The organism is Flavobacterium sp. 40-81, assembly GCF_001898245.1.
GTDB classification, from domain to species: Bacteria; Bacteroidota; Bacteroidia; order Flavobacteriales; family Flavobacteriaceae; genus Flavobacterium; species Flavobacterium inviolabile.
Genome location: NZ_MKTM01000004.1, coordinates 1 through 24,623, shown reverse-complemented (window position 1 = coordinate 24,623; position 24,623 = coordinate 1). Strand labels below are relative to the sequence as shown.

Here is a 24,623-nt window from a genome sequence, read left to right as displayed (position 1 = left end):
TTGCTGATTTGTCCGGCGTTAATGTCCGTTTGTGTCAAGACATAGGTAGCCGTTGCCGTTCCGGTAGCGCCCGGTGCTAATGTAGCCGGTGTTACCGCTGCATTCGTCAATCCGATTTGTGTATCGTTGATGACCAATCCGTTTATCGTTACGTTTCCGGTGTTCGTTACCGTAAAAGTGTACGTGATCGTTTCACCAACCTGGGCAAATGTATCAGCATTCGTATCGTTAAATACTGCTGTTTTTACTAAAGCAATAGCAGGATTTTGTGTTAATGGTGTTACTGTACATTTTGGACATGAAGGGTCATATCCGTTGTCACCCGGTTGAGCCGGATTTGTCGGATCTTCCGATTCGTCTGTAACTGTTCCTCCAACGGGATCCTGACCGGTTACTGTTGCCAGATTGTGTACAAAACCATTATTCAAATCTGCTTGTGTAATCGTATGTGTTGCTGAAACTGTTGTATGTTGTCCGGCACCCAAAATTGCTATTGTTGCCGGAGAAATACTTCCTGCATCGGCATTATTATCTGTAACCAAAAGGTTTGTAATAGTTACATTTCCGGTATTTGTTACGGTAAGTGTATAGTTAATAATGTTTCCTACAGCATTATAAGTACCGCTTAAGGCTTCTTCCGTTTGGATTTAAGATCAAATTCGGGTTTGAAACCGTAGTGGTTAACGTTACCTGAGATGGAGTTACCGCTGTTCCGTTTAAGGTGTCATTAGTATATACATTCACCACGTTTGTTGCTCCGGTATAACCGTTTACGTTCGTTGCCGAATCGTTAACCGCATCAATTACTGGTGCTATCACCGTTACTGTTACTGTTGCTGTATCGCAATTGGTTGGGTTGGCAATTTCACAAATTTGGTACGTCAAGGTATATGGTCCTGCCGGTGTGCCCGGAATAACATCCACACTTCCGTTTGGATTTAAGATCAGGTTCGGGTTAGAAACCGTAGTGGTTAACGTTACCTGAGATGGAGTTACCGCTGTTCCGTTTAACGTATCATTCGTATACACATTCACTACGTTTGTCGCACCGGTATAACCGTTTATGTTTGTTGCCGAATCGTTAACCGCATCAATTACTGGTGCTACCACCGTTATCGTTACTGTTGCCGTATCGCAATTCGTCGGATTGGCAATTTCGCAGATCTGGTACGTTATGGTATATGGTCCTGCCGGAGTGCCCGGAATAACATCCACACTTCCATTTGGATTTAAGATCAAATTCGGGTTCGAAACCGTAGTGGTTAACGTTACCTGAGATGGGGTTACCGCTGTTCCGTTTAACGTATCATTCGTATAAACATTCACCACATTCGTTGCGCCGGTATAACCGTTTATGTTTGTTGCCGAATCGTTAACTGCATCAATTGCAGGAGCTACTACCGTTACCGTTACTGTTGCCGTATCGCAATTGGTTGGATTGGCAATTTCACAGATCTGGTAGGTTAAGGTATATGGTCCTGCCGGAGTGCCCGGAATAACATCCACACTTCCATTTGGATTTAAGATCAGGTTCGGGTTCGAAACCGTAGTCGTCAACGTTACCTGAGATGGAGTTACCGCTGTTCCGTTTAAGGTATCGTTGGTATACACATTCACCACGTTTGTTGCGCCGGTATAACCGTTTATGTTTGTTGCCGAATCGTTAACCGCATCAATTGCAGGAGCTACCACTGTTACCGTTACTGTTGCCGTATCACAATTGGTTGGATTGGCAATTTCACATATCTGGTAGGTTAAGGTATATGGTCCTGCCGGTGTACCCGGAATAACATCCACACTTCCGTTTGGATTTAGCGTTAAATACGGATTGGAAACCGTAGTCGTCAATGTAACCTGAGATGGAGTTACTGCTGTTCCGTTTAACGTATCGTTGGTATACACATTTACCACATTCGTCGCCCCGGTATAACCGTTTACGTTTGTTGCCGAATCGTTAACCGCATCAATTACCGGTGCTACCACCGTTACCGTTACTATTGCTGTATCACAATTCGTCGGATTGGCAATTTCACATATCTGATAGGTTAAAGTATATGGTCCTGCCGGTGTGCCCGGAATAACATCCACGCTTCCGTTTGGATTTAAGATCAAATTCGGATTGGAAACCGTAGTCGTAAGCGTTACCTGAGACGGGGTTACTGCTGTTCCGTTTAACGTATCGTTGGTATATACATTCACCACGTTTGTTGCGCCGGTATAACCGTTTACGTTTGTTGCCGAATCGTTAACCGCATCAATTGCAGGTGCTACCACCGTTACTGTTACTGTTGCCGTATCACAATTCGTTGGATTAGCAATTTCACATATCTGATAGGTTAAAGTATATGGTCCTGCCGGTGTACCCGGAATAACATCCACACTTCCGTCAGGGTTTAAAGTTAAATTCGGGTTCGAAACTGTAGTCGTTAATGTAACCTGAGATGGGGTTACCGCTGTTCCGTTTAACGTATCGTTGGTATAAACATTCACCACATTCGTTGCGCCAGTATAACCGTTTACGTTTGTTGCCGAATCGTTAACCGCATCAATTGCAGGTGCTACCACCGTTACTGTTACTGTTGCCGTATCGCAATTCGTTGGATTGGCAATTTCACAGATCTGGTAAGTCAAAGTATATGGACCTGCAGGAGTACCAGGAATAACATCCACGCTTCCGTTTGGATTTAAGATCAAATTCGGGTTCGAAACCGTAGTCGTTAACGTTACCTGAGATGGGGTTACCGCTGTTCCGTTTAAGGTGTCGTTGGTATATACATTCACCACGTTTGTTGCGCCGGTATAACCGTTTACGTTTGTTGCCGAATCGTTAACCGCATCAATTACTGGTGCAACCACCGTTACTGTTACTGTTGCTGTATCGCAATTCGTTGGATTGGCAATTTCGCAGATCTGGTAAGTCAAAGTATATGGACCTGCCGGTGTACCCGGAATAACATCCACACTTCCGTTTGGATTTAAGATCAAATTCGGGTTCGAAACCGTAGTCGTCAGCGTTACCTGAGATGGGTTTACCGCCGTTCCGTTTAAGGTGTCGTTGGTATACACATTCACCACGTTTGTTGCGCCGGTATAACCGTTTACGTTTGTTACAGAATCGTTAACCGCATCGATAATGTTTAATCTTCTTGTCGGTATGATAGTCGATGTGTTGTTCGTTACATTAGGATCTGTTTCAGCTCCGGTAATGGTAGCTGTATTTCCATAATTTCCTGTTGCCGTAACGGTAGCCGTGATCGTTAATGTTGCTATTGCTCCATTGGCTAAGTTACCAATTGTCCACAAACCGTTATTAGCATTATACGTTCCTGTAGTAACTGTAGAAGACACATACGCATAGCCGTCCTGTAACTGATCGGTAACGCTTACGTTAGTCGCATTGTTCAGTCCGTTGTTTGTTGCTACAATAGTAAAAGTTATCGACTCACCTACCATAGGTGTCATATTATCGGCTATTTTTAAAACTGCCAGATCAGCAGTAACAGCCGGTGTGATCGTATTGTACTTGATATTATTACAATTCTCGGTTGTTGTTCCGTTCAAACATTCCACATGTGGATTTGTTGGCGGATTCGTTCCCGGATTTGTCGCATCCGGATCGGTTACATCGGCCGGTCTGATAATACTCGCCTCCACAGTTAACGGCTGTCCACCTAAAGCAGCACCAACCGTTCCGGTAAAAGTGAACACAATCTGTCCGCCATTGGTCATATCCAGATTAGCCGTATAGTTACCGGTAACCGGATCTATTGTGCCATTCACGACTACTACAGTTCCCTGGCTATTTACATAGGAAACCGTATTAATTGTAAAACCGGAAGGTACTATAAAGGTAAAGCCTGCACCGGTTACCGCACTTGGTCCGTTATTGACTACCGTTACGGTATAGTTCATTTGCTGTCCGACATTGACGGTTGTTGTGGAAGGCGTAATGCTCACCACTTCTAAATCGGCTGCAGCAACAACCACATCCAGATTTTTCACAATTACCTGACCCGGAACAAAGCTCCAGGTATCCATTGATTTTTCATTTCCGAAACTGGAAGAACCGGTACCGCTATTTCCGCTGCCGCTGCTTCCGGAAGTATACAAGCCCCATTTGTGTCCGTTACTGTTACTGGAAATTCCGGTAATTCCGGATGCAATCGGGTTTGACTTATGTGTTGCCATACCGCCGGTTACATCGGAATCATCCCAATATACCAAATCACGGGTCGGCACATATACATCATAATTGGTATCCAATTGTTCAATAATAATTCCGCCGGGATTAATTTCCATATCAATAAAAGGGAAATGGACTTCTGCTCCGAATAACTGTACTCTGATTTCGCCAATGTTCGTTCCGGCCGGAAGTATGTTCCCGTTACCGTCTTTACCATCCCAGAATACCGTATTGGTTCCTACCGTACAGTTTCCGTTGATAATTCTCGTTGGAAAATCTCCTATAATTTCTATTCTGTATGTTCCGGAAAGATTGGAATCAAAGCCGATATGGGCTCCTTTATTACCGGACAAATCCGGTGTTCCTTCTACTCCTGTATAGGTAATATTTGTAGCTGTTGGTGTTAGCACGGCATTTTTCAGCCAGGTCATTCCACCACTCATATTACCGCTGGTTGGTAAATCTAAAGCAGGTTTACCGTAAAATATCTTATGGGTCACATTGGAAGCAGCATCAGCACTTCTCGGATCGTGAATCCGGAACTGGCTGTCCAACGGATCAGAAATATTCAAACTCTTATAAGACGGTGAGTTTGCCGTATTTAAAAATCCTTTGTTGTTTACAAAGAATGTAAATCCAACACCATTCGAACCATTATTAACTACTTTATAAGCAATACCGTCTCTTGTTAACACATACATGCTTCCGTAGAATGCTTTGTTAGCCGTAAATGCGCTTCCGGATATATGCAGATTTAATACATTTGTATAAACACGTCCGTTAACCCAGGCTGAGTTGCCGCTGTTTCTAACCGAAACATCCCAGGCAGCAATAAGTTCCGTATTGGTTCCCTGTGTCCAGTTGGCATCTGCTGCCACATCGGTTACACCCGGCGTACTGCTGCTGGTCTCTGAACCGGATGGCAGAAATTCAACTCTCCATACACCTTCCTGTCCGGTACCAACAACCGTATTGAACGGCTGGTAGCGGTTACTGCCTGCAGCCTGACCCGGATATAAAGGTCCGGCAAGCTCTTCTGTTCTGCTGGCAATCCTACCAATATTATTACTTGCCGTAATATAAACCGTTCCATCCGGAGCAATCAGTCTTATCTTACCGTTTCCGGCATTTTGAGCACTGGAAGCTACCGCAATCGTTTCGCCAACTTTGGCATAAACATAGTGCGTCCCTAATGTTTTAAACGGCCATGACCTGATAGTCGTTCCCCCGGCTTCATAACTATTACTGTATAAAAAAGCCCGGTTTCCGCTAACGCCGGACGGGTAGAAATCTTTACTACCTTCCGCCGACATTTGTGTCCAAAAACTGGTAATAACTGAAATAAAGAACAAGAAAATCATTTTTTTCAAAACCATTGTAAAGGATTGAAAAAAATCACTTCTCTGTCGATAGGACAAATGCTTGTCGCTATAACTGTAATTTTCGTTCATTTTTTTTGTTTTTAAATTTTACACCCTTGTAAGATTTTACAGGTGCGAAATTCCATAAACAAAAGGTTTTTAACGTTTCAGATATGTGGCGTGGCGTACATCCCACACAATTGAAACGCTTTAAAAAACACATAAAAATCTAAAAATCAACACTTTACAAACACACCACTAAAAAACACGTATTAATACGGGTATAAAAAAACCGGAACTGCTGTCCGGTTTTGTATTCTTTGTTTTTTTATTAATGATACTGCTGCCGGTATTCCGACGGTGTGCAATTCATCTGTGTTTTAAAATAGCGGTTGAACGATACTTTTGAGTTAAATCCGCTTTGAAAAGCAATTTCTTCCAACGTAATTTCCGTGGCTTCTTTTAAAAGCTGACAGGAATAGGTTATTCTGAAAGTATTGATGTATTGATAAAAAGAACGGTTGATTTTTGTGTTGAATAATTGCGTCAGATGGTGCTTCGGAATTTTGACTTTTTTGGAAAGGCTTTCCAGTGAAAGTTCCGTATCCAGAAAAACCAGATCGTCATTCATGGCTTTGTCCAGCCGTTCTTCATATTCTTCCAGCATGGCTGGTGTTAATGCCGATTTTTTATACTGTTGATTTTGTTTCTCGGTTTCCTGGTTCTGTGCTGCCGTTCCGGCACCGGCAAGAAGCCTGCCAATGCTGTATTTAAAAATAAGTGCCGATACCAAAAGCATGCTTCCGTAAATGACAACACCCGGCAGCATAACCCCGATGTCTTTTCTTTCCAGCACTCTGGAAATCATGATACTGGCAAACAAACTGGCGATCAAGATCAGCCAGATAGCAGCAGACTTGACAAGGTTCCGCAGACTAAGATCGTTCGTTATTTTTTTCTGATTAAAGAAAATCACAAGGACATACACAAACATTGAGATTGTTTTGCTTCCGTAAAGCACGGCATAATAGGCTGAAAGATGCGTATTTCTAAAATACGTTTCCGATAAAAACACGATATAACAAACGGTTGCCAGCAAAAAGGGAAAGGCATGCAACAGGATATTTTTCTTTTTTAGTTTTCCGGCATCATTTGAAAATGCAGCCAAATATAAAAGCGGCCCGTACATCAATCCGAACGGTGCTCCCCTGTCGACAAAAGGAAGCGCATCAAAAAAATACCGCGCTATTAAAGCATACGCGGCATGCAGCATTAAACAGGCTGTAGCACAAAACAGTACTTCATTAAAGGAAGAACCGGATCTTGTTTTTTGGAGCACATATAATGTTAGTCCGCAAATGCAGACGATCATGATTAAAAGAAGAAAAAGCATAAGGGTTTTCCTTTTTATGAATGGTGTATAATTGTTTTATAATACGACGGAAGGTATCCCGTATATTCTTTAAAATAGCGGTTAAATGAGGTTTTGGAATTAAAGCCGCATTCGTATGCCAGTGATTCTATTTTTATTCCGGCATCATTTTTCAGACAGCCAAGTGCATATTCGATCCTTAACTCGGCGATATACTGATAAAAGTTTTTTCCTAAATAAACATTCAGCAGCCGGGTTAAATGGTGTCTGGGTATGGTTGTCTGACTGGCAAGCATGTCTAACGAAATATCCGGATTGCGGTATAAATCTGTTTCTCTGACACATTTGTCCAATGTTTCGATATAATTGGCAGACATCGTATCGTCAAAACACTGCTGTGGTTCTTTTTTCGCGGTAAGGCTAATGGCTGTCTTGTCCTCATAGCACAATAAATAGATTCCGATAAGGAGCATAAAAGTGCCCAGCAGGAAAAACAGCATCCAGTTAAGGTCAAAACCAAAATCGGTAGCATGCCATTTCTTTTTAAGGACCAGTAATCCGATTAACAGGGACGATATCAAACCGCCATAGGCTAACAATTGCACCAGCTCCTGTCCGATACTGATTCCTTCGGTTTTTGCGATATTTTTTTTATTGGATTTCCATATCAGGCAGGAATAAACAAACAGCGAAATCCCCACACTGATAAAATACAGCAGGAAGTAGTTTTCCCAAGGACCGGCATTTACATCCTGTTCTTTAAATTTTAAAATCGAGAAGGCCACACCGCTTATTGCAAAAGGCAGGTAATGCAGCCAATACCCTTTTTTAATTGATTTCGCCACCGTTAAAAAAAGTAACGGTCCGTAGAGAAGTCCCAATGGCGGACGCTCATTAAAATAAAAACAACTAAAATGTACAGCTGCCAGTAATAAAACAAATGCCAATATGCTTTTTAAAGTTGTCATATTAAACATTGATTTTATATACCTGTATGCATAAATTAGGATTGACTTCATCTAAATTAAAATTAAGGTTTAATTAAAGTATCAATTCTAAATTTGGGGGACTACAAATATCAGAACTTATATAGGAACCCGATATAGCCATCCTTCTATTTTCTTGTAGAATTATTTCTACAGGAAAAAAAATTCCTACTAATATATTTTTTGTAATATTGAGCACTTTGGCAAAATCCATTCAAATTTCTACACTGTTCCGAAAAAAGCTATGAATGCTCTCACCCGATTTCTTTTTTTCCTTACTATCTTAGGCATTCAGCAGAGTTTTTGTCAGAACAGGTTGCCGTCATACTGGTTTACATCCGATAACGGCGAACTTCCTCAAAACAGCATTAAATCGATTGCACCGGATAAAGACGGCTTTATCTGGATGACCACAGAAGACGGCCTGGTCAGGTTTGACGGGCAGCAGTTTAAAGTGTATAACAGTGACAACATAACCGGATTGCGCTCTAACAGGATGATGTTTCTGAAAAAATCCCGGTTTAGTGATGGTTTATGCGTTAATACAGATGTAGGACAGACTGTACATGTTAATCAGGTACCGGAAGTATTACCCCAAAAAACAAAGGACCGCAATGAAAATCAGGAATTAGGGTATTTATTCAGCAACAATGTTGACATTTATACCTCCTATTTTATAAACAGCCCTACATATAATATCCTACTGAAAAACCACTATTATAGTGTTACCAGGGACAGTATCCGCTTATACAACCTTAAACACAAGCGTTTGGGTGCCTTCAGCAACCGGTTCGTTAACGGAACAAAGTTCTTTGTTATTGACGATAAGCTCTTTTTAAAAAATAAAAAAGACTATTTTATCGTTTCGCCCACCAGACTGGTAAAGATCAATTTCAACATGCCCACCAGCGGAGACGAAACTATTTATGCCAATAATGCCATCGACCAGGCTTTTATGTATCAAAATGGAAAATTATATTACCTGACGGCCGGCAAAAACGGTATAACGCCCAAACTGATACTCTCCGATTTTAATACCGTAAAAAATAATGTCAGCACCCTTTACTACGATCCGAAGTTAGGCATAGTCTATATCGGAAGCCTGACAAAGGGTTTTATGATTGTCCGCCCGCAAAACTTTAAAAGCTATACCGACATTCAGGATCCGGTGGTATACTCCAGTTTTGCTTATGATTCGGTTAGTGTTGTGACCGGAAGAGGGCAAATTATCAGCTCCAACGGAACGATCAGGCATTTAAAAACAGTCCTGAAAACCGATAAATTTTTCTCCATACTGGATAATAACGGGGATTTGTGGACCATTAATTATGAAAACAGCTTTCACCGCTATAAAAAGAGCAGCAACTACAGTTTATCTGATGACTGGTCCTTAAAATTCACGCCCAGTTTGCTTTATAAAGATGACAAAGGACTGATGTGGATTGGCGCTTCCAATTATAAAAAATATGATGAAGGAAAATTATACTATATCGATCCGGATGATGCTGCTAAAAAATTAAACTGGGCAGCCGATTTTAATTTCTTGCCGAACAGTGCCCAAAAAATCGGGGCTCATAAATTTGTAATCGGTTCCCAGAACGGCTTGTATACAGTCGATTTAAAACAAAAAAGCATCGTTAAAAACCAGCTCATCGGCAATGCCTATATTCGCGGGATTCAAAGTTCCAAGGCAAATGAAATCTGGGTTAATACCTATAATAACGGTTTTTTCCTGATCCGGAACAATGTCACTACCCATTTTCCTTTTGACAGAAACAAATACATCCGTTCCGCTCATTGTATTGTTGAAGATGCAAAAGGATATATGTGGATTACAACTAATAAAGGTCTTTTTCAGGTAGCGAAAAGCAGCCTGATTGCGTATGCCGATAAGAAAAAAAGCACGATCTATTATCACTATTATGATAAGGCTTCCGGTTTTAAATCCAATGAGTTTAACGGCGGCTGTTCGCCCTGCGCTACAAAACTAGCCAATCATTATATCGCATTGCCGTCATTTGAAGGAATGGTCTTTTTCGACAGTCAGTCTGTGAGGCCGATATTGCCCACAAATCCTATCTATATCAATGAAGCCCGTATAGACAATAAACTGGTAACCTTTAAAGATACTATTGTTATAAACCGCAATTTCAGCCGTGTTACGTTCTTCCTGAACAGCCCGTTTTACGGAAATCCTGAAAATCTGAACATCGAAGTAAAACTGGATAATGCCGATAACCAGTACTGGACAAAAACCAATGATAATTATACCATTTCCTATACGTCATTATACCCGGGAGAATACAAATTAACCGCCCGGAAACTAAACGGATTTGATTCTGAATACCAATACAAGACCATCACGATCATCATACCGCCTGCTTACTGGCAGACCATCTGGTTTAAGATTTTGGTCCTGATCACATTCCTGCTGCTGCTGTATTTCGGTTTCCGGCAGCGAACAAAATACATCCGTCACCGAAATCTTTTATTAGAAAAGAAAATCATTTACCATACCACGGAATTAAAAAATACGATTAATGTTTTAACGAAGACCAAGGCAGATTTAAGCGAACAGATCCACTCCCATAAAAAACTGATTGGATCGATTACGCACGATATCAAAAGCCCGTTAAAATACATGGCTTTAACCGGTAAATACCTGTATGAAAACCTGGATCGTGACAATCCTGACTTCCAGGAGAATATCAAAACGATGTATACTTCTTCTTTTGAGCTTTTTCATTTTGTGAATAACCTGCTGGAATATTCCAAAACATACCTCAACAAGAATGATATCCATACGGAACGATTCAGCCTGCACCAGCTGATTAACGAGAAAATAAAGTTATTTGAGCCAATTGCCAAGTCCCGGAAAACGGTACTGGAAAATAATGTATCGGAATTGCTGCATTTAACGCTCAACAAGCAATTGTTTACAATTATCATTCATAATCTCCTGGATAATGCCGTTAAGAACACGGAAGCCGGCACGATCACTTTTAGTGGCTATAAAACCCTGGACACGATTGGCATAATTCTTACCGATACCGGAATTGGAATGAACCCGGAACTGGTAGCCTATTACCAGACTTTATCCCAACGAATAAAATCGGAGCATTATGAAAAGCAATTTACAAAAGGGATTGGTTTTACGATTATCATCGAGCTTTTAAACCTGCTGAACGGTGATATTAAAATTGAAAGTGAGGAGAATAAAGGAACGGTAATCACCCTCCTTTTCAAACGTTAGCAGCGCTAAACGCTTTCTTCATATAATTTGAAAAGATCGGCAAGGGAAACTACATTTTTGACATCCAGTTTTTCAAATATCCGTCCTTTATAGGTACTAACGGTCGACATCTGAATGTTCAGATGATTGGCAATTTCCAGATTGCCGTATCCGCTTACCAATAACCGGCTTATTTCCAATTCCCGATTGGACAGTTTTTCCAGCGGATTTCCCGATTTGTTTTTATTGAGTAAGTCGTTGATGAGTTTTTCTTTCAGATTCTCACTGATATAGTTACCCGTTTTTAATACTTTTCCAACCGCCTCTACAATTTCTTCTTCATTGCCAAGCTTGTTAAGATAGCCGTTTGCCCCGGCATTAATATAGCGTATGGCATAAACATCTTCTTCGAAAGCAGAAAACATCAGAATTTTGATTTCCGGACGGATGCTTTTTATTTTTTCAATCATCGAAACGTTATTCCCGCCGGGAAGATTGATATCCAGAATCAGCAAATCGAAAGGTTCGTTCCTTAGTTTCTCCAATATACCGCTTAAAGTATCGGTCTGGACAATTTTAATATTTGGCAGCGAATATTTAAGAATCAGGGAAACGCCCTGTCTAACAACACTATGATCATCAGCTAAAAGTAAATTATATTCAGAAGTCATCGCTCAATTGTTGTATTTAGTAGCAAACATTGGTTAACCTTACAAATATATTGTTTTTTTCATGTTACCATCCGTTTCCTGTACGAAAAGGAACAAAATCAAAAAAAACGTTCCTAATCAACTGTTCTTAAACCGATTAAAAAAAATAGTCTGTTTTTTTATGCAATTATAGTATTTTATCCAATGTATTGTCTTACTTTTGCAGCGAACGCACAGTAAATGTGGTTACACGTTCACCATAAAAGTCGACTGCTCCAGGTCGGCTTTTATACTTTTAAGCCCTTTCTGTCAGCGCTTTTTGCTTCCTTTAGCTGTATCTCTTTCATTTTTTTATAAAAATCTCAATTATTTTCAAAAGTAACGGAGAAAGAATCCTTTTGTTTAAATTTTTTTCAATAAAAGAGAATCTCCGGTAAAAAGTTTTCATAAAAAAGAACTTCGGTTTCGATATATAGCCTACCTTTGTCTTAATTTTAATTTTATATAAAATGAACATTTTTGTTGGAAGTCTTCCATTTAACGTAGAGGAAGCAGATTTAAGAGGATATTTTGAAGAGTATGGTACTGTTGACTCGGTTAAACTTATTACAGATAAATTCACAGGTAGAAGTAAAGGATTCGGTTTTATCGAAATGCCAAATGATGACGAAGCTCAAAAAGCTATCGATGAATTGAACGGAGGACAAATCGACGGTCGTACAATTGTAGTGAATAAATCAGAACCAAGACCACAAACACAAAGAAGCAATGGCTTTGGCGGTAACAACCGTGGTGGTAATGGTGGTTATAACTCAAACAGAGGTAACAATAACGGAGGCGGCAGAGGTCGTTACTAATTATTGGAATAGCCCAAAAAAATATAAACCATCTGTAGTAGATGGTTTTATTTTTTTACAGGCCTTTTTAAATACAGTAATTATCGTCATCCTGCGGTTCGCAAGCCGACAGTAATAATTCGTATTCTTCATTTTTCATGTTGTGGACATACTGATTGAGTTCCCGGGTATACAAATTCAGCAAGGCAGCCGATTTTTTCATGCCGTTAATCAATATCCGTAATTCTTCCTGATTGAGCTGGGTATCGTTTAAAAGATCCGAAACACCTAATATCTGCGTGACCGGCTGGCGGACTTCGTGTGAAATCTTAAACAGTATCTTTTCAAGTCGGCGAATTCTTTTTTCCCGCTGCTCTTCCTGTTTTCTTTTTTCGTCTATCGGCACCCGGATTGAAAAATATTGGATGATGGCGTTGTTTTCATCAAAGACCGGGAAGATAATCGAATAGACCCAGTAAAAGCTTCCGTCTTTGGCTTTATTGCGCACCTCTCCATCCCAAACGTTGCCGTTGCCTATGGTTTCCCACATCCCTTTAAAAAATTCCCTGGAATGATACCGGGAATTCAATATACGGTGGTTTTGCCCGATCAGGTCTTCTTCCCTGTATTTCGAAATCTCACAGAACTTCTGATTGGCATAAAGAATCGTTCCTTTTTTGTCGGTAATGGATGAGATTATATTAAAGTTGATATCATCTGAATTTTTATCTAATAAGATCCGGAGATCTTTTATATTCTTTTGCATTATGAATGTAATTTACTCAATAATGAAGACCAAAGTCTTCAACCCCTAAAACAGTAACAAAATTACAAAATGCTTTACCTGTCAAAACTTAAAAAAAACATAATTTTAACTATAATTAACGAGAATTTTACAGTTAACACACATCGTTATATTCCTGTTTTTTTAAGACAAAACAGGAACAAATTCTAATATATCCCTTAAAATAATGGCGGAATCCGGCTTATTTTTCTTTTCTATGACTCCGTCATCTGAAAATTACAGGTGTTCATTTTAATCACAGAAATTAACAATAAGAAAAATCTTAAAATTTTATAGTTCTATTTATGATGATGGCAGTAACCACTCTCATCTTTGGTTATACATTTACATCTCTTACCCAGCTGGGTTTTTCCTTTACATCTTCTTGGCAATCCTTTACAGTCTTCTAACGCAGCGAGAATTTTAATCTGGTATGTTTTACCGTTAGTTACAAATTTTGTATATCCGTTAATGTCAAAATGAATTTTCTTAAATCCTTTAATTACGGTATTATCGTCATTATAAATGGCTAATAAAAAATCGTTCGAAAGGCGTACTACTAAATTTTTTGTATAAGCACTTTTCATATCATTTACAACAACTTTAGCACAGTAATCGCCATTTCTTTTATTAATTTCAGGAATGAAATTTACTATTTCTGAAGGTGTTGTTTTAATTTTTTCAACAGTGTTTATTCTTATCCCATTTTCTTTTTGCCCATAGGATGTTAATAAGCATAGCAATAATATTTTTAATAGTATTTTTTTTCTCATAAGCGTAACTTTTTAGTGGACTTCTACTATCTGCGAATAACAAATAATGCAATCTGTATAGCATAAATAAAAAAGAACAATTGAATTGTTCTTTTTTATTTATGCCGCCAGCAATAACCGCTCTCATCCAATGTTCTGGCTTTACAGCGTTTTCCTTTTTGTGTTTTACCGTAACATCGCTGCGAAATATTCCCTTTAAAACAATTTTCCATTTTATCCAGGATCCGGATCTGATATTCCTTTCCATTGGTTTCAAAAATCGAGTAACCGTCTTCATCAAAAAAAACCTTCTCAAAGCCTTCTACGACCGTTTTGTCTTCATTGTGAATTATTTTTAAATAGCCATCTGCTATCGTAACCACCAGGTTCAGGTTGTTTGCGCTATTGTTTTCCTTTACAGCAACATCGGCGCAGTAATCGCCATCCCAGTCTTTGGCACACGTTCTGGTATCCCTCACTCTGGATATAGTAGTCATAATACCCAATCCTTCCGTTTCTTCCGTTACCTCATCATTCGCATCGCCTTTACAGCCAGCCAGTAAAAGAAATAAAAAAGTGATACAAAAAAGTATTTTTTCTTTCATAAACATCCGATTTATATTAATAATCTTTTTGTTTACACCAACACATTATCAAACAGTTAGCTGCCCTGTTTTTTTATAAGAACTACAATAGCATAAATGTAAAGCATACCGGAATATGATCCGAAATTTTCCGGGCTAACGGCATCGTTTCAAAGTTTTTATAGAACAAATGTGTATTTTTAGTCAGCAGTTTTACTTTTTGTGAGTTGTAAAAAATATTATCAAACTCAGATGCCAGGCATTCCTGTTTTTTGCATTTTAACTTTAAAGAGGTCTTCTGATTCTTAAAAACCGAACGATATCCCATTGTTTTCAGCGGATTAAAAACGGTATGCGATTGCGGACAATTAAAATCCCCCACGAAAATCAGGTTGTTTTCAGGATACTGAGAAGGCAGTTTTTTAAAGTGCTTAATCTCCGTTTCCGGCTGTTTCTTCCGGGTTATCGCATGAAAGTTAACCACCGTAAATTCTTTCCCTTTATAGTCAAAACTTCCAAAATAGGGCTCTCTGTCAATCGCTAAATGGTATTTCTTTTCCAGCCAGATTTCCTTTTTCCGGACAGTGGCTGTTTTCCATATAAAAGCATAACGTTCTTTTTTATGAGAACTGCCCGAAGTAGGATCGCTAATCGCATAGTCCCACTGGGCACCTTTCCGGTTAAGTTCATCAGCCAAACGGGCTACAGCCTGCGCGCCGCCATATCCGGCAACAACTTCCTGAATTGCAACAACATCATACTGTTTCACTGTATTCGCAATAAAAGCAATGGTTTCATCACTTTTACTTTTCCCGAAATTGGAAAGGTTCCAGCTGCACAGTTTTACCTGTGACCAGGAAAGACAACTCCATAAAATAAAAAACAGGGCTATGATTTTCTTAGGCATATAAGCTCTATAAAGGGGTTAGAATCTACTAAAATAACTATTTGATCGTAATGTTTGGCGGTAAACTTATTTTCCTTTGTTTATAAAGTCTTTAATTACTTTTTCCATATTGGACGGTAATTCGGCTCCTCTGATCTCAAAGCGTTTCACTTTCATTTCCTGTAACCACTTTCCCCAGTAAGCTTTAATTACATCTTCTTCATAAGGATTTTTAGAATCCGGATTAATTCCCAGTACCAGCACTTCCAGGTTCGACAGATCCTCATTGGCTTTGATAAATCCAAAATCGTTATTGTTCATCTTTTCTTTCCATTGCGAAACGTTTAAACCGTTCTGCTTGATCGTTTTGGAAAGAAGGAAATTGGTTCTGTTTCCTTCTTTTATTTCCGAATTTTTATAAAAAATATAACCGTCCGTCAAAATAACCAAAATGTTCCGGTAATCTTCATCGATGCAATAATCGGTTACCTTATTCTTAAAAAAACGCCAGATATCGGAGCCCGGATAATCTTTTTCTTTTATAGCCAGTTCGTATATCTGTAACGGATTGGTTTCATAAGTAGTTTTTACGTTATCGAGCAGTTCTTTTGAAATATTGTCCTTATCAATCTTTGTTTTCAGCTTATCGGATATCGCATTGATTTCGGTATTACTCGGTTCGGGATCAAAAAACAGTTGCATTTTATCATTCGCCTGACGCACTCTTTTACCTCTAACATGTTCGGTGAAAGCCTCCGAAACCGATTTGATATAACCAATATCCCTTACATAGTATTCCATTGTTTTATCCGGATGCTTAACCGGGTCAATCCGGTCTGATAAATCCAGGAGAATGCTCACATTATAGTTTTCCGAAGCATTTTTAACGCCATTGCTTGGCTTATCCGTTACTTTATCTTCTTTACAGGAAACAAGGCATAAGGCAAATACTGCCAATGCAGTGAATTGTATCTTTCTTTTCATAATCTTAAATTTTAGCATAAACCAAATGTTGAAAATCCGGATCACTTAATCTTAAATCGCTTAAATGCCTGTCTGAAACCGATTCACAATCTTCCAACAATTCAGTTTTCTCTTTATGCGGCAGTGCAATTTCGGTATTGATAGCCTGATACCATCCTTCTTTATACTGGTGGTGGTAATGAAGGTATTCCTTAACCGGGAAAACAAATCCGTCAATTTTAGACTGCAATTCCGAGATCTTACCATTGATCGCCGTTACCTGTTGTTTAAAGTCGTTCAGTTTTTTGGTATTGGCCGCTTTTAAACCATCCATATTGAACAGTTCTTCTCTTTTCCCTCTGATAAAGGCTTTTATTTTATCCATGTTTTCATATTCTTTCATCATAAAGTCAAAAACCAGCCCCCAGATAATATACACCACAAATCCGGCAAAAATAATCATCCAGAATTCCGCTTCACCCAAGGCAATTTTCAGGTTATACAAAGCCGAATCGGAGGTCTTGTTGAATTCATATATTTTCTTTTCGATCTGGTAAGCCAATAGAGCATCAAACAAAAAGGTGATCAGGAAAAGGGCTGCAATTTTAAACAGGTTTTTGATTCCCTTGCCCTTTTGCACCATGTGAATCACATAGCCCAATCCCATAAACACAAACGGGATTGTAATAACCAGCACTCCTTCGAGCCAGCTGGCTTTAAAGGCATTGTTTAAAGCATCGGCATCAAAAATCGCAGCTGTCAGGCTGTCATTCGAAAACTCTTTAAAAAAAGCCGAATAGGAAGCCGAAATATAGAATACCAGAAGATACAGCGTAATGGGCAATAAGAGCGCCAAACCGATATAGAATTGTGCTTTCAGGCTTTTCCCGTCTTCAATACCATATTTTTCAGGATTCTGTTTGACCTCAACAATTTCTTTTCGCACTGCTTCCATATCTGCGTCTATCTCCTGCTCCTTTTTTTCATAAATGCCAATAGCCGTTTCGCATTTTTTAAGCTCAGTTCTGCTTTTTTCCTGTTCTTCCCTATAGGGCTGTTTCAGTCGCTCCTGCTCCAGTTTCTGCCTTCTGCACTGGTCTTCAAAACTGTTAAACAAATTTTGCAGGCAGGCTTTTAATACTATCGGCTTACCGGTAGCCTTTATAGAAGCGGCAAAACCACTCTGGTAATAGGTAATCCGGATCTGTTCTTTGTCTTCTTCCCGGTCTTCCGGCTTACCGTTTTGGGAGTCTTCAACTTTTTTTAAGCTAAACAATTGCTGTAGTGGTTTCATCGTTTATGCGTTTAATTGATTAATAATTTCTTCCTTTTTAATTCCTTTCTGGACGCAATCAATCAGATAATTCACCAGCTCTTCTATGTTTTCCTCAAGAAATTGAAACTTTTTACAATACTTTTTTAAGGTATTCTTTTCATCATCGGTAATTTTTCCGTCTGCCCACATAATCCGGGTAAGGTCATAGAGGTACTCGATTCGCGTTTCCAGATCTTCCGGAAGCGCTGTTTCAGTACTGACCGGATTCATAAAAAGTTTATCCAGTTCATCCTTCGGGATGCCTCTTTCGTCTGCAAAATGATAAAGCATCTGTAGCTCTAAAACATCAAAGCTGTCATCGGATAACGCCATCTGATACAGTCGGAGAAAATGACTTTTTAATTCAATTGACATGGCAATAGTTGTATTCATCTATATACATTTATTAAGGTTGTTTATTTGAGGTTGTCGCTATGCAGATAGCCTATAGTGCCTGTTTTTTCTGCTTTGACTTTGATCCAGGCTTCCGTTGTTTCGATATATAAAACCCGGCTGCCTTTCATTACTTTTTCCAGTATTTTATAATTGGTTCCGGGACCTTGCCGGAGATTGACAAAGGCAACGGTTATAAATATGGGCTGATTGGTATAGTACAACGTTTTTTTAGTTGTTTTAACAGCTTTATCGATTATAACTACCGGTTTTCGGTCTGCTTTTTTCCGATACGTTCGCGCTTCCCTATCACTGCTTTCATTGCTGCAGGCACCACAGGTTCCGCCAGCTTTACAATGCTTACAACGGCTACAATTCGTACAGGCCGAACAATAACTGGATCCGGAGCATCTTCCTCCGTCACTCTCGCAACAGGAAGCAATCAGGTTGCTTTTTACCTGCGCAGTAACAGGTGCTCCCATAAAACCTGCCAGTAAAAGCAGTAACAGGGTTTTGGTTTTATTCTGTTTCATAAAGCGCTGCAGTTGTCAGGAGTTCTTTTTCAAACAAATAGATATCGTCAACCGACTGGATGTGCTGCTTTACTTCATTTTTTTGCTCATGAAATAATCCGATATATTTTTTACCGCCATTTAAATGCAAACGGCACAATGGCTTACGATTGTTATCGTCCAGTAATATTCCGAAATACGATTGGGTATCCCGGCAAACGATCCTGTCTGTAGGCAATTTTCTTCTCAAAATAGCCACTACAATTCTATAGCCTTCCATTTCTTCTTCTGTCGTGTTGATCTTTGTCTCTTCAACGGCTTCAACCTGGTCTGTTTTTTGTTTTTGTGCTTCCTTATTTAAAGCAGAGTTCAGCCGGTCGTTGATCTTATCACTAATCAACTGGTTATAGGCGCGATGTACCAGTCCTTTGAATTCTTCCATTACCTTTTCGGTTAATCGTCCTGCGTAGACCCTGTTAGCAAAAAGCCTTACAAATTCATTCGACGGGGTTTGCAGTTCTTCGCTGATCTGTTTCTGGATCTCCCGGGTATATTTTAAAGCACTGGCATTGTCTACAATTTTATCGACATCAAAATGGGATTTGTGGAATTTATTGATTTCGTGAACCGTATTCTCTTTCAGATTGGTAATATCAAACTCTAAAAATGGTTTTTCATCCATTTTGTTTTTTTCTTCCAGATCCGTATAAAACTGATACTGGATTCCGTTTGTCAATAGCGCAAATCTTGTTTTGGAAACATGGAAATAGCGAAACAGTTGTGAATTGTGTACCGTAAGGTCTTCTTTCCAGTTTTTGCATTCTACAATAAGAATCGGCTCTTCATTTTGAAAAATAGCATAATCTACTTTTTCGCCTTTTTTCAGTCCGATATCTGCTGTAAATTCCGGTACTACTTCTGTCGGATTAAAAGTGTCATAACCTAACAGGTTTATAAACGGCAATACAAAAGCGTGCTTTGTTGATTCTTCCGTTTCTATTTTATCTTTTAACTGATTGATTTTATCCGCTAAGGATTTGAGTTGGGTAATTAGTTCCATTATTGCTTTATATTTTGTTTAACACTTCAAAACTATACCTACTGCGGATGAATCCATTACGGGTTTCCGTAAAAGCAATTTTTAAATAGCCGGAAATAAAAAACGCCCCCGGAATGGAGGCGTTTTTTTGTACTTCATTTTTTCTAAATTAATCCCAGATCTTTTGAAATCGCTACAAGATGCGGGTTGTTTTTAGCCTTGAGCGATGTTTTTAATCGATTGATACGTTTTTCGATACTGCTCCGGCTATAATTCAGGTCATCGGCAATTTCATTCTGATCGGCACCTTTTGACAGCGCCGCAATGATCTTAATATCCAGCTCGTCAATTTCATCCAGTTCCGTTTCCGCTTTACTGTATTTCAACTCCGGCGATACAAACTTCTCATCACTGCCGGAAATCACTTTTATAGCCTGCCTGAATTCCCGCATGCTTTCCCGGCTCTTACTGATATAGGCATTACAATCCAGTTCTTCTAACAAATACTTAATGACATACGGTTTTGTTTCTACAGAATAAACAATGACTTTTATATCCGGTTGTTCTTTGCGAACAGCAGCGATGAGTTCTTCACCCGAATTTAATTTGTTCTCGCGAAACGTGTTCTCTACAAAAGACAAATCGCTGATTAACAAATCAAACGGCTCTTTATCAAAAAGGGCTCTTTTAACTTTTAACAAGGCATCGTCACAATACTGTACATGCTGAATATTCTCTTTTGGTGCGAACTCTTCCAACAGTTGTTTTACTCCTAAATTCACAGTATCAAAATCTTCGGCAATTAAAATCTTTCTAAACATATTCATGTAATTTACTTTGGAAATGAAAAACTTACTTTAAATCCTTTCTCAGGAACAGATTCAAAAGTATAGGTTCCGTTAATGCTTTCAATACGGGTTTCCACATTTTGCAATCCGTTTTTTAAAGTCAGGTCATTTTTAGCAATACCAATACCATTATCGGAATAATCGATCTGGATTTTGTCGTCATTCATCTGGAACCGTATCACCACTATCGTACTCTTACTGTGTTTTTTCATATTCACCAGCAGTTCCTGTAAAACACGATATACCACAATTTTCTTTCCGGGTTCTGTCGCATTCCAGTCAATCGTATCGATTCCGTTGGACATCACATTCACCGCATCGCTTTTATATCCTTTAATCACGTCCCTCAGCTGGTCCGGATAATTTACTCCCGTATCGACCGAACTGTTCTCACGGGATATATTCCGGCTACCTTTATAGATCTTATCCAGGTAATTGAGCAGTACTTCCTTATTGTCTTTATCTGATAAGTCTTTTAATTCGGCAAAAGTCATCGTATTGAATACATCGTTTGCCAGCTCATCATGTACTTTTTTAGACAACCGGGTTTCCGTTTTGTATTTTTCCAGTTGTTTTTCATTCTGCAAACGGGCTTCGTTTCGTACCGCTGTAAGCTGTTTTTCTTTTTTGTGGCGCCAGTACATTATAAAAACAATCAGCACCACCACAAAAATAACAAATGCCATAACCAGCCTTTGGTTTTCCGATTTGGCCAATTGCAGGCTTTTTTCCGCCTCACTGGCTTTTGCTTCCTTATAATCGTATTTGTTTTTGGCAAATGTGTTTTTATTGGATTGCCGCACTTTAGTGATACTATCATTCAGAGTACTGTACCTGAAAAAATACTGCCGGGATTCCATACCGGAACACAAACCGGTCAATAGCTTCAGTGCTTCTAACCGATCGTCAATTCTGTTAATATCGGTTGCTCCCTGATAGGCTTCCAGGGCATATTTTTTTGAAAGTCCCGGATCCGTGTCTTTATAGTAATCAGACAGGTGAATACTGCTGATAATTAAATCGTCTTTAATCTGATTCGATTTTCGCAAATCATAGCCTTTTTTAAAATACTCCAGGCTTTTATTGTCTTTCATTCTAAAATAAGCCAGTCCCAGATTATCCAGTATTTTAGCCTGAGTGCTGCTATTTGAGGTCTGTTTTTCGGTCTTTTTTAAAACGGCAATAGCAGCCTCATAATCGCCTTTGGAAATTAAGGTCAGTCCGATATTGTTGGCTATAATCGCCTTATTCTCTTTGTCTTCCGATAATTTATACGCCAGATTGTAATACTTTAAAGAGCTGTCAAAATCGTAGGTGTTTCTATAGGAAATACCGAAATTATTATAAATTATCTCATAATAATACGTCATATCGGAGTTTTTTAAAAAATCCAGTGCATCCGTATTAATCGATTCCATTTCAAAATAGGCATTGGACTTTTCCAATACATCTGAAATCAAAAGCTGGGTATAAACAACCTCAAGGCTATCTTTTTTATTTTCAAAAATAATTTTTGCCTCATCCAGACAAATCAAAGCATCCTTGTCATTATTCGCATGATAATGATCATATAATCCTAAATTTCTGATCGCATTGCCCAGATGAAAAGTATCTTTCTTTGTTCTGGAAAGCTTTATATACTTTTCAATATATGCTTTTGCACTATCGGGATAATAGCTGTTTAGTAAAGCAGCTTTAGTCTTCATTGTCTTTAGTCTCAGCGAATCAATATTGTTCTGATCGGCTAATCGTTCGGCAAGATTAATTTCTTTTAATCGGAATTCTTTTGTTGTATCAGTTTCAATTTCGCTATTCTGAATATGCATATTAATACTGTCCACAACCGGCGGATACCTTTGTGAATTATTCTTTTTTTCTTTTGAACAGGAAAACAGAACTATTACAATTGGTACCAATAAAAACGGGAAACAAAACTTTTTAAGTATCATTTCCCGAAATTACTAAATTTTATAATTAAATTATATTCTCATTTATTATGGTTTTTTTGGCGGCTTGATTGGTAATGTACCATCTCCTCCTGTATCGCCACCTCCAACATTAGGCGGAATCGTATCGCCGTCTTTTGCATAAACCCCTTCATAAGGATTCTGAAATACTGTTTCATTTTGTTTTTGAGTTGGTTCAAACATTGCCTCATTGTCTGTTGTGCATGATGCTAACAACACTCCTGTTACTGCGAATGCAGCTATAAAAAATACTTTTTTCATGATTTTAATAATTAAAATTTGGACATGGGCGTTGCTGTCCGGAGTACTATCCGGATCCTTTTTTTCAGGGCAACGCCGTTTGATTTTTCTTGTGGGAAGTGTAGTGAAGCAGTAAAAACGTAGTATAGATTATACTTCCCGGATAATTACATTACGTTTTTCCGCATCACTATGTTAGAAGTAGTTTTGTACATTTGTCTCTAATGCATGTCAAGACGTGAACTAATTCTATGGCAAAGAAATGTCCAATATTTCAGGTACTTACAACGGAATTCCGGTAATTCCGGCAATTCCTGAAGATTCCGTTTTATTCCAGTAAATTCTGATTATTGCTTATGAGAAAAAATATAATTGAAGCCTATAAAGCTGCCGTCAGGGCAAAATATAAAGAGGAAAAATTTGGGGAAATACCAAATCCATCTGCTGCAAAATTGAGAGATTTGTGCATCAGGATTTTTACGGAAACTAAAAACCCGGAAGATTTATCAGCTTTCAGGATTTTCTTTGGATTTGAGTTTAAGGAGGACGAAGTTCAAAAAATAAAAAAAGATACCGATCGCTTTAAGCCGATAGGAACTTTTTTAAAAGGTGAAACGGAACTTCGGGATGAAGCTATTGACATGGCCGCAATTTTAGTGGATTTTAAGCCAAGACCGCTTCAGAAATTTACAAAAGAATTTCAAAAAGCAGCAAATCCAACTCCTGCCGGAGCGGAAACAGATCCGGGTGAATCTGAAACTATGGCTAATGAAAAGGAGAATCCTGATATTATCCAAGGCTTTGTCAATATAGATGATGAAAAAAAAGACGGGATACCACCGGTTCCGCCAAAAGGTTCTCTGACCATTAATGAACGGAGTGCAAAATTCTTATGGGCTATTGGTGGTGCAACAGTGCTGATATTGTTGATCTGGGTCATGACGGAACACTTTTTTACACCCAAAAACTGTATGATATGGGCCAGTGACCATTATGAAGCTATTGACTGCAATACCACAGCAAAATCGGGAAAAATTATCGCTTTAGATGAAAAACTGCTACTGGAATTCAAACAGCTGCCCATCAGCTCTTCCCTTGTATTTTTTGACGAAAGCGGCCAGCCTATAGTCTGGTATTCCAAATCGCCGGAAAGAAATATAGAATTGTTCAATAGTCCGGGGAAACATCCGGTAACCGGGGAAACATTAAAAAAGATAACGCCCAATATCATTAGTACCTATATCGATTTAAATCCGAACTGAGTCGTCCTAAAATAGGTTGACAGATTTTAGAATAAAAATATATTAACCAGTCAGGTTTACCTGGCTGGTTTTTTCATGTATAAAATTAGGTGTTTTCATCATTAAACTCAAATGAGGTCTTTTAGCATTATACGTTTCTATCGCTGTTTTTATAAGCTTTCCTAATGTCTGACCATCTTTGCATTTATAAATCAAAAATTCGTTTTTTAAAATTCCGTTTATTCTTTCAGCTAAAGCATTTTGATAGCAATCATATCCGTCAGTCATAGAGGGCGTAATACCGTTTTTAACTAATACTTCCTGATAAATTTTAGAACAATATTGTAATCCTCTATCGGAGTGATGTATCAATGGTAATGTTGATTTCCTATTCTGTATAGCCATTTTTAATGCCTGTACCACATTTTCAGAACTCATATCATCACTCAGTTTATACCCCATTATTTTTCTGCTATAAG

At 38.8% G+C, this 24,623-nt stretch carries 21 protein-coding genes; 3 read left to right on the top strand and 18 right to left on the bottom strand.

The window, feature by feature from the left end; translation table 11 throughout:
* The 4 genes from BGO42_RS00410 to BGO42_RS00395 form a co-directional block, all read right to left on the bottom strand.
* On the bottom strand, positions 1–596 hold a 596-nt coding region (locus tag BGO42_RS00410; RefSeq protein ID WP_502686350.1), incomplete at its 3' end, for a CLIPPER-2 domain-containing protein.
* Between the two features lie 16 nt (positions 597–612).
* Positions 613–5,634 (bottom strand): hypothetical protein, encoded by a 5,022-nt coding sequence (locus BGO42_RS00405; RefSeq protein WP_286748475.1) that lies wholly within the window; start codon positions 5,632–5,634, stop codon positions 613–615.
* 241 nt (positions 5,635–5,875) lie between these two features.
* Positions 5,876–6,937, bottom strand: a complete 1,062-nt coding sequence (locus BGO42_RS00400; protein ID WP_273247179.1) for a helix-turn-helix domain-containing protein — start codon at positions 6,935–6,937, stop codon at positions 5,876–5,878.
* Between the two features lie 14 nt (positions 6,938–6,951).
* Entirely contained in the window at positions 6,952–7,884 is a 933-nt protein-coding gene (locus BGO42_RS00395; RefSeq protein WP_273247178.1) for a helix-turn-helix domain-containing protein, read from the bottom strand.
* 262 nt (positions 7,885–8,146) lie between these two features.
* Between BGO42_RS00395 and BGO42_RS00390 the strand changes: the two genes are divergently transcribed.
* Positions 8,147–11,155 (top strand): sensor histidine kinase, encoded by a 3,009-nt coding sequence (locus BGO42_RS00390; protein WP_273247177.1) that lies wholly within the window; start codon positions 8,147–8,149, stop codon positions 11,153–11,155.
* 5 nt (positions 11,156–11,160) lie between these two features.
* On the opposite strand, the gene BGO42_RS00385 is transcribed toward BGO42_RS00390, so the two are convergent.
* Positions 11,161–11,805 carry a response regulator transcription factor gene (locus BGO42_RS00385; protein WP_273247176.1) on the bottom strand — a complete coding sequence of 215 codons (645 nt, stop codon included), beginning with the start codon at positions 11,803–11,805 and terminating at the stop codon, positions 11,161–11,163.
* Positions 11,806–12,293: 488 nt separating this feature from the next.
* On the opposite strand from BGO42_RS00385, the gene rbp reads away from it, so the two are divergent.
* Positions 12,294–12,641, top strand: a complete 348-nt coding sequence (rbp, locus tag BGO42_RS00380; protein WP_177733747.1) for an RNA-binding regulator — start codon at positions 12,294–12,296, stop codon at positions 12,639–12,641.
* 67 nt (positions 12,642–12,708) lie between these two features.
* Here rbp and BGO42_RS00375 read toward each other — a convergent pair whose 3' ends face one another.
* From BGO42_RS00375 to BGO42_RS00320, 12 genes are all read right to left on the bottom strand, one after another.
* Positions 12,709–13,386 (bottom strand): PAS domain-containing protein, encoded by a 678-nt coding sequence (locus tag BGO42_RS00375; RefSeq protein WP_273247175.1) that lies wholly within the window; start codon positions 13,384–13,386, stop codon positions 12,709–12,711.
* A 317-nt stretch (positions 13,387–13,703) separates the two neighbouring features.
* Positions 13,704–14,177 carry a hypothetical protein gene (locus BGO42_RS00370; protein ID WP_273247174.1) on the bottom strand — a complete coding sequence of 158 codons (474 nt, stop codon included), beginning with the start codon at positions 14,175–14,177 and terminating at the stop codon, positions 13,704–13,706.
* A 95-nt stretch (positions 14,178–14,272) separates the two neighbouring features.
* Positions 14,273–14,761, bottom strand: coding sequence for a hypothetical protein (locus BGO42_RS00365; protein ID WP_177733741.1), 489 nt, complete (start codon positions 14,759–14,761; stop codon positions 14,273–14,275).
* An 82-nt stretch (positions 14,762–14,843) separates the two neighbouring features.
* Positions 14,844–15,647: an endonuclease/exonuclease/phosphatase family protein gene (locus tag BGO42_RS00360; protein ID WP_273247173.1), complete on the bottom strand. Its 804-nt coding sequence runs from the start codon at positions 15,645–15,647 to the stop codon at positions 14,844–14,846.
* A 66-nt stretch (positions 15,648–15,713) separates the two neighbouring features.
* Positions 15,714–16,610, bottom strand: coding sequence for a hypothetical protein (locus tag BGO42_RS00355; protein WP_273247172.1), 897 nt, complete (start codon positions 16,608–16,610; stop codon positions 15,714–15,716).
* 4 nt (positions 16,611–16,614) lie between these two features.
* A complete protein-coding gene (locus BGO42_RS00350) occupies positions 16,615–17,883 on the bottom strand; it encodes an ABC transporter permease (protein ID WP_177733736.1) in 1,269 nt (422 codons plus the stop codon).
* A 3-nt stretch (positions 17,884–17,886) separates the two neighbouring features.
* Positions 17,887–18,297 carry a hypothetical protein gene (locus tag BGO42_RS00345; RefSeq protein WP_273247171.1) on the bottom strand — a complete coding sequence of 137 codons (411 nt, stop codon included), beginning with the start codon at positions 18,295–18,297 and terminating at the stop codon, positions 17,887–17,889.
* A gap of 23 nt (positions 18,298–18,320) precedes the next feature.
* On the bottom strand, positions 18,321–18,830 hold the full coding sequence (locus BGO42_RS00340; protein WP_273247170.1) for an SH3 domain-containing protein: 510 nt from the start codon (positions 18,828–18,830) through the stop codon (positions 18,321–18,323).
* Positions 18,817–19,869 (bottom strand): type I restriction endonuclease, encoded by a 1,053-nt coding sequence (locus BGO42_RS00335; protein WP_273247169.1) that lies wholly within the window; start codon positions 19,867–19,869, stop codon positions 18,817–18,819. Before BGO42_RS00335 ends, BGO42_RS00340 begins: the two co-directional genes overlap by 14 nt.
* A 143-nt stretch (positions 19,870–20,012) precedes the next feature.
* Positions 20,013–20,669, bottom strand: a complete 657-nt coding sequence (locus BGO42_RS00330) for a winged helix-turn-helix transcriptional regulator (RefSeq protein ID WP_273247168.1) — start codon at positions 20,667–20,669, stop codon at positions 20,013–20,015.
* A gap of 11 nt (positions 20,670–20,680) precedes the next feature.
* On the bottom strand, positions 20,681–22,537 hold the full coding sequence (locus tag BGO42_RS00325) for a tetratricopeptide repeat-containing sensor histidine kinase (RefSeq protein WP_286748469.1): 1,857 nt from the start codon (positions 22,535–22,537) through the stop codon (positions 20,681–20,683).
* Between the two features lie 153 nt (positions 22,538–22,690).
* Complete coding sequence (locus BGO42_RS00320) at positions 22,691–22,924, bottom strand: hypothetical protein (protein ID WP_273247166.1); 234 nt, start codon at positions 22,922–22,924, stop codon at positions 22,691–22,693.
* 335 nt (positions 22,925–23,259) lie between these two features.
* On the opposite strand from BGO42_RS00320, the gene BGO42_RS00315 reads away from it, so the two are divergent.
* A complete protein-coding gene (locus tag BGO42_RS00315) occupies positions 23,260–24,165 on the top strand; it encodes a hypothetical protein (protein WP_273247165.1) in 906 nt (301 codons plus the stop codon).
* A 42-nt stretch (positions 24,166–24,207) separates the two neighbouring features.
* On the opposite strand, the gene BGO42_RS00310 is transcribed toward BGO42_RS00315, so the two are convergent.
* On the bottom strand, positions 24,208–24,623 hold a 416-nt coding region (locus tag BGO42_RS00310; protein WP_286748468.1), incomplete at its 5' end, for a DDE-type integrase/transposase/recombinase.

What these genes read in the sequence shown, in the direction of transcription:
- BGO42_RS00355 (WP_273247172.1), bottom strand. Translation starts at nt 16,610, where the DNA reads ATGAAAAGAAAGATACAATTCACTGCATTGGCAGTATTTGCCTTATGC.
- BGO42_RS00395 (WP_273247178.1), bottom strand. Translation starts at nt 7,884, where the DNA reads ATGACAACTTTAAAAAGCATATTGGCATTTGTTTTATTACTGGCAGCT.
- BGO42_RS00405 (WP_286748475.1), bottom strand. Translation starts at nt 5,634, where the DNA reads ATGAACGAAAATTACAGTTATAGCGACAAGCATTTGTCCTATCGACAG.
- BGO42_RS00350 (WP_177733736.1), bottom strand. Translation starts at nt 17,883, where the DNA reads ATGAAACCACTACAGCAATTGTTTAGCTTAAAAAAAGTTGAAGACTCC.
- BGO42_RS00390 (WP_273247177.1), top strand. Translation starts at nt 8,147, where the DNA reads ATGAATGCTCTCACCCGATTTCTTTTTTTCCTTACTATCTTAGGCATT.
- BGO42_RS00370 (WP_273247174.1), bottom strand. Translation starts at nt 14,177, where the DNA reads ATGAGAAAAAAAATACTATTAAAAATATTATTGCTATGCTTATTAACA.
- BGO42_RS00330 (WP_273247168.1), bottom strand. Translation starts at nt 20,669, where the DNA reads ATGTTTAGAAAGATTTTAATTGCCGAAGATTTTGATACTGTGAATTTA.
- BGO42_RS00340 (WP_273247170.1), bottom strand. Translation starts at nt 18,830, where the DNA reads ATGAAACAGAATAAAACCAAAACCCTGTTACTGCTTTTACTGGCAGGT.
- BGO42_RS00385 (WP_273247176.1), bottom strand. Translation starts at nt 11,805, where the DNA reads ATGACTTCTGAATATAATTTACTTTTAGCTGATGATCATAGTGTTGTT.
- rbp (WP_177733747.1), top strand. Translation starts at nt 12,294, where the DNA reads ATGAACATTTTTGTTGGAAGTCTTCCATTTAACGTAGAGGAAGCAGAT.
- BGO42_RS00315 (WP_273247165.1), top strand. Translation starts at nt 23,260, where the DNA reads ATGAGAAAAAATATAATTGAAGCCTATAAAGCTGCCGTCAGGGCAAAA.
- BGO42_RS00335 (WP_273247169.1), bottom strand. Translation starts at nt 19,869, where the DNA reads ATGGAACTAATTACCCAACTCAAATCCTTAGCGGATAAAATCAATCAG.
- BGO42_RS00365 (WP_177733741.1), bottom strand. Translation starts at nt 14,761, where the DNA reads ATGAAAGAAAAAATACTTTTTTGTATCACTTTTTTATTTCTTTTACTG.
- BGO42_RS00360 (WP_273247173.1), bottom strand. Translation starts at nt 15,647, where the DNA reads ATGCCTAAGAAAATCATAGCCCTGTTTTTTATTTTATGGAGTTGTCTT.
- BGO42_RS00400 (WP_273247179.1), bottom strand. Translation starts at nt 6,937, where the DNA reads ATGCTTTTTCTTCTTTTAATCATGATCGTCTGCATTTGCGGACTAACA.
- BGO42_RS00375 (WP_273247175.1), bottom strand. Translation starts at nt 13,386, where the DNA reads ATGCAAAAGAATATAAAAGATCTCCGGATCTTATTAGATAAAAATTCA.
- BGO42_RS00320 (WP_273247166.1), bottom strand. Translation starts at nt 22,924, where the DNA reads ATGAAAAAAGTATTTTTTATAGCTGCATTCGCAGTAACAGGAGTGTTG.
- BGO42_RS00345 (WP_273247171.1), bottom strand. Translation starts at nt 18,297, where the DNA reads ATGAATACAACTATTGCCATGTCAATTGAATTAAAAAGTCATTTTCTC.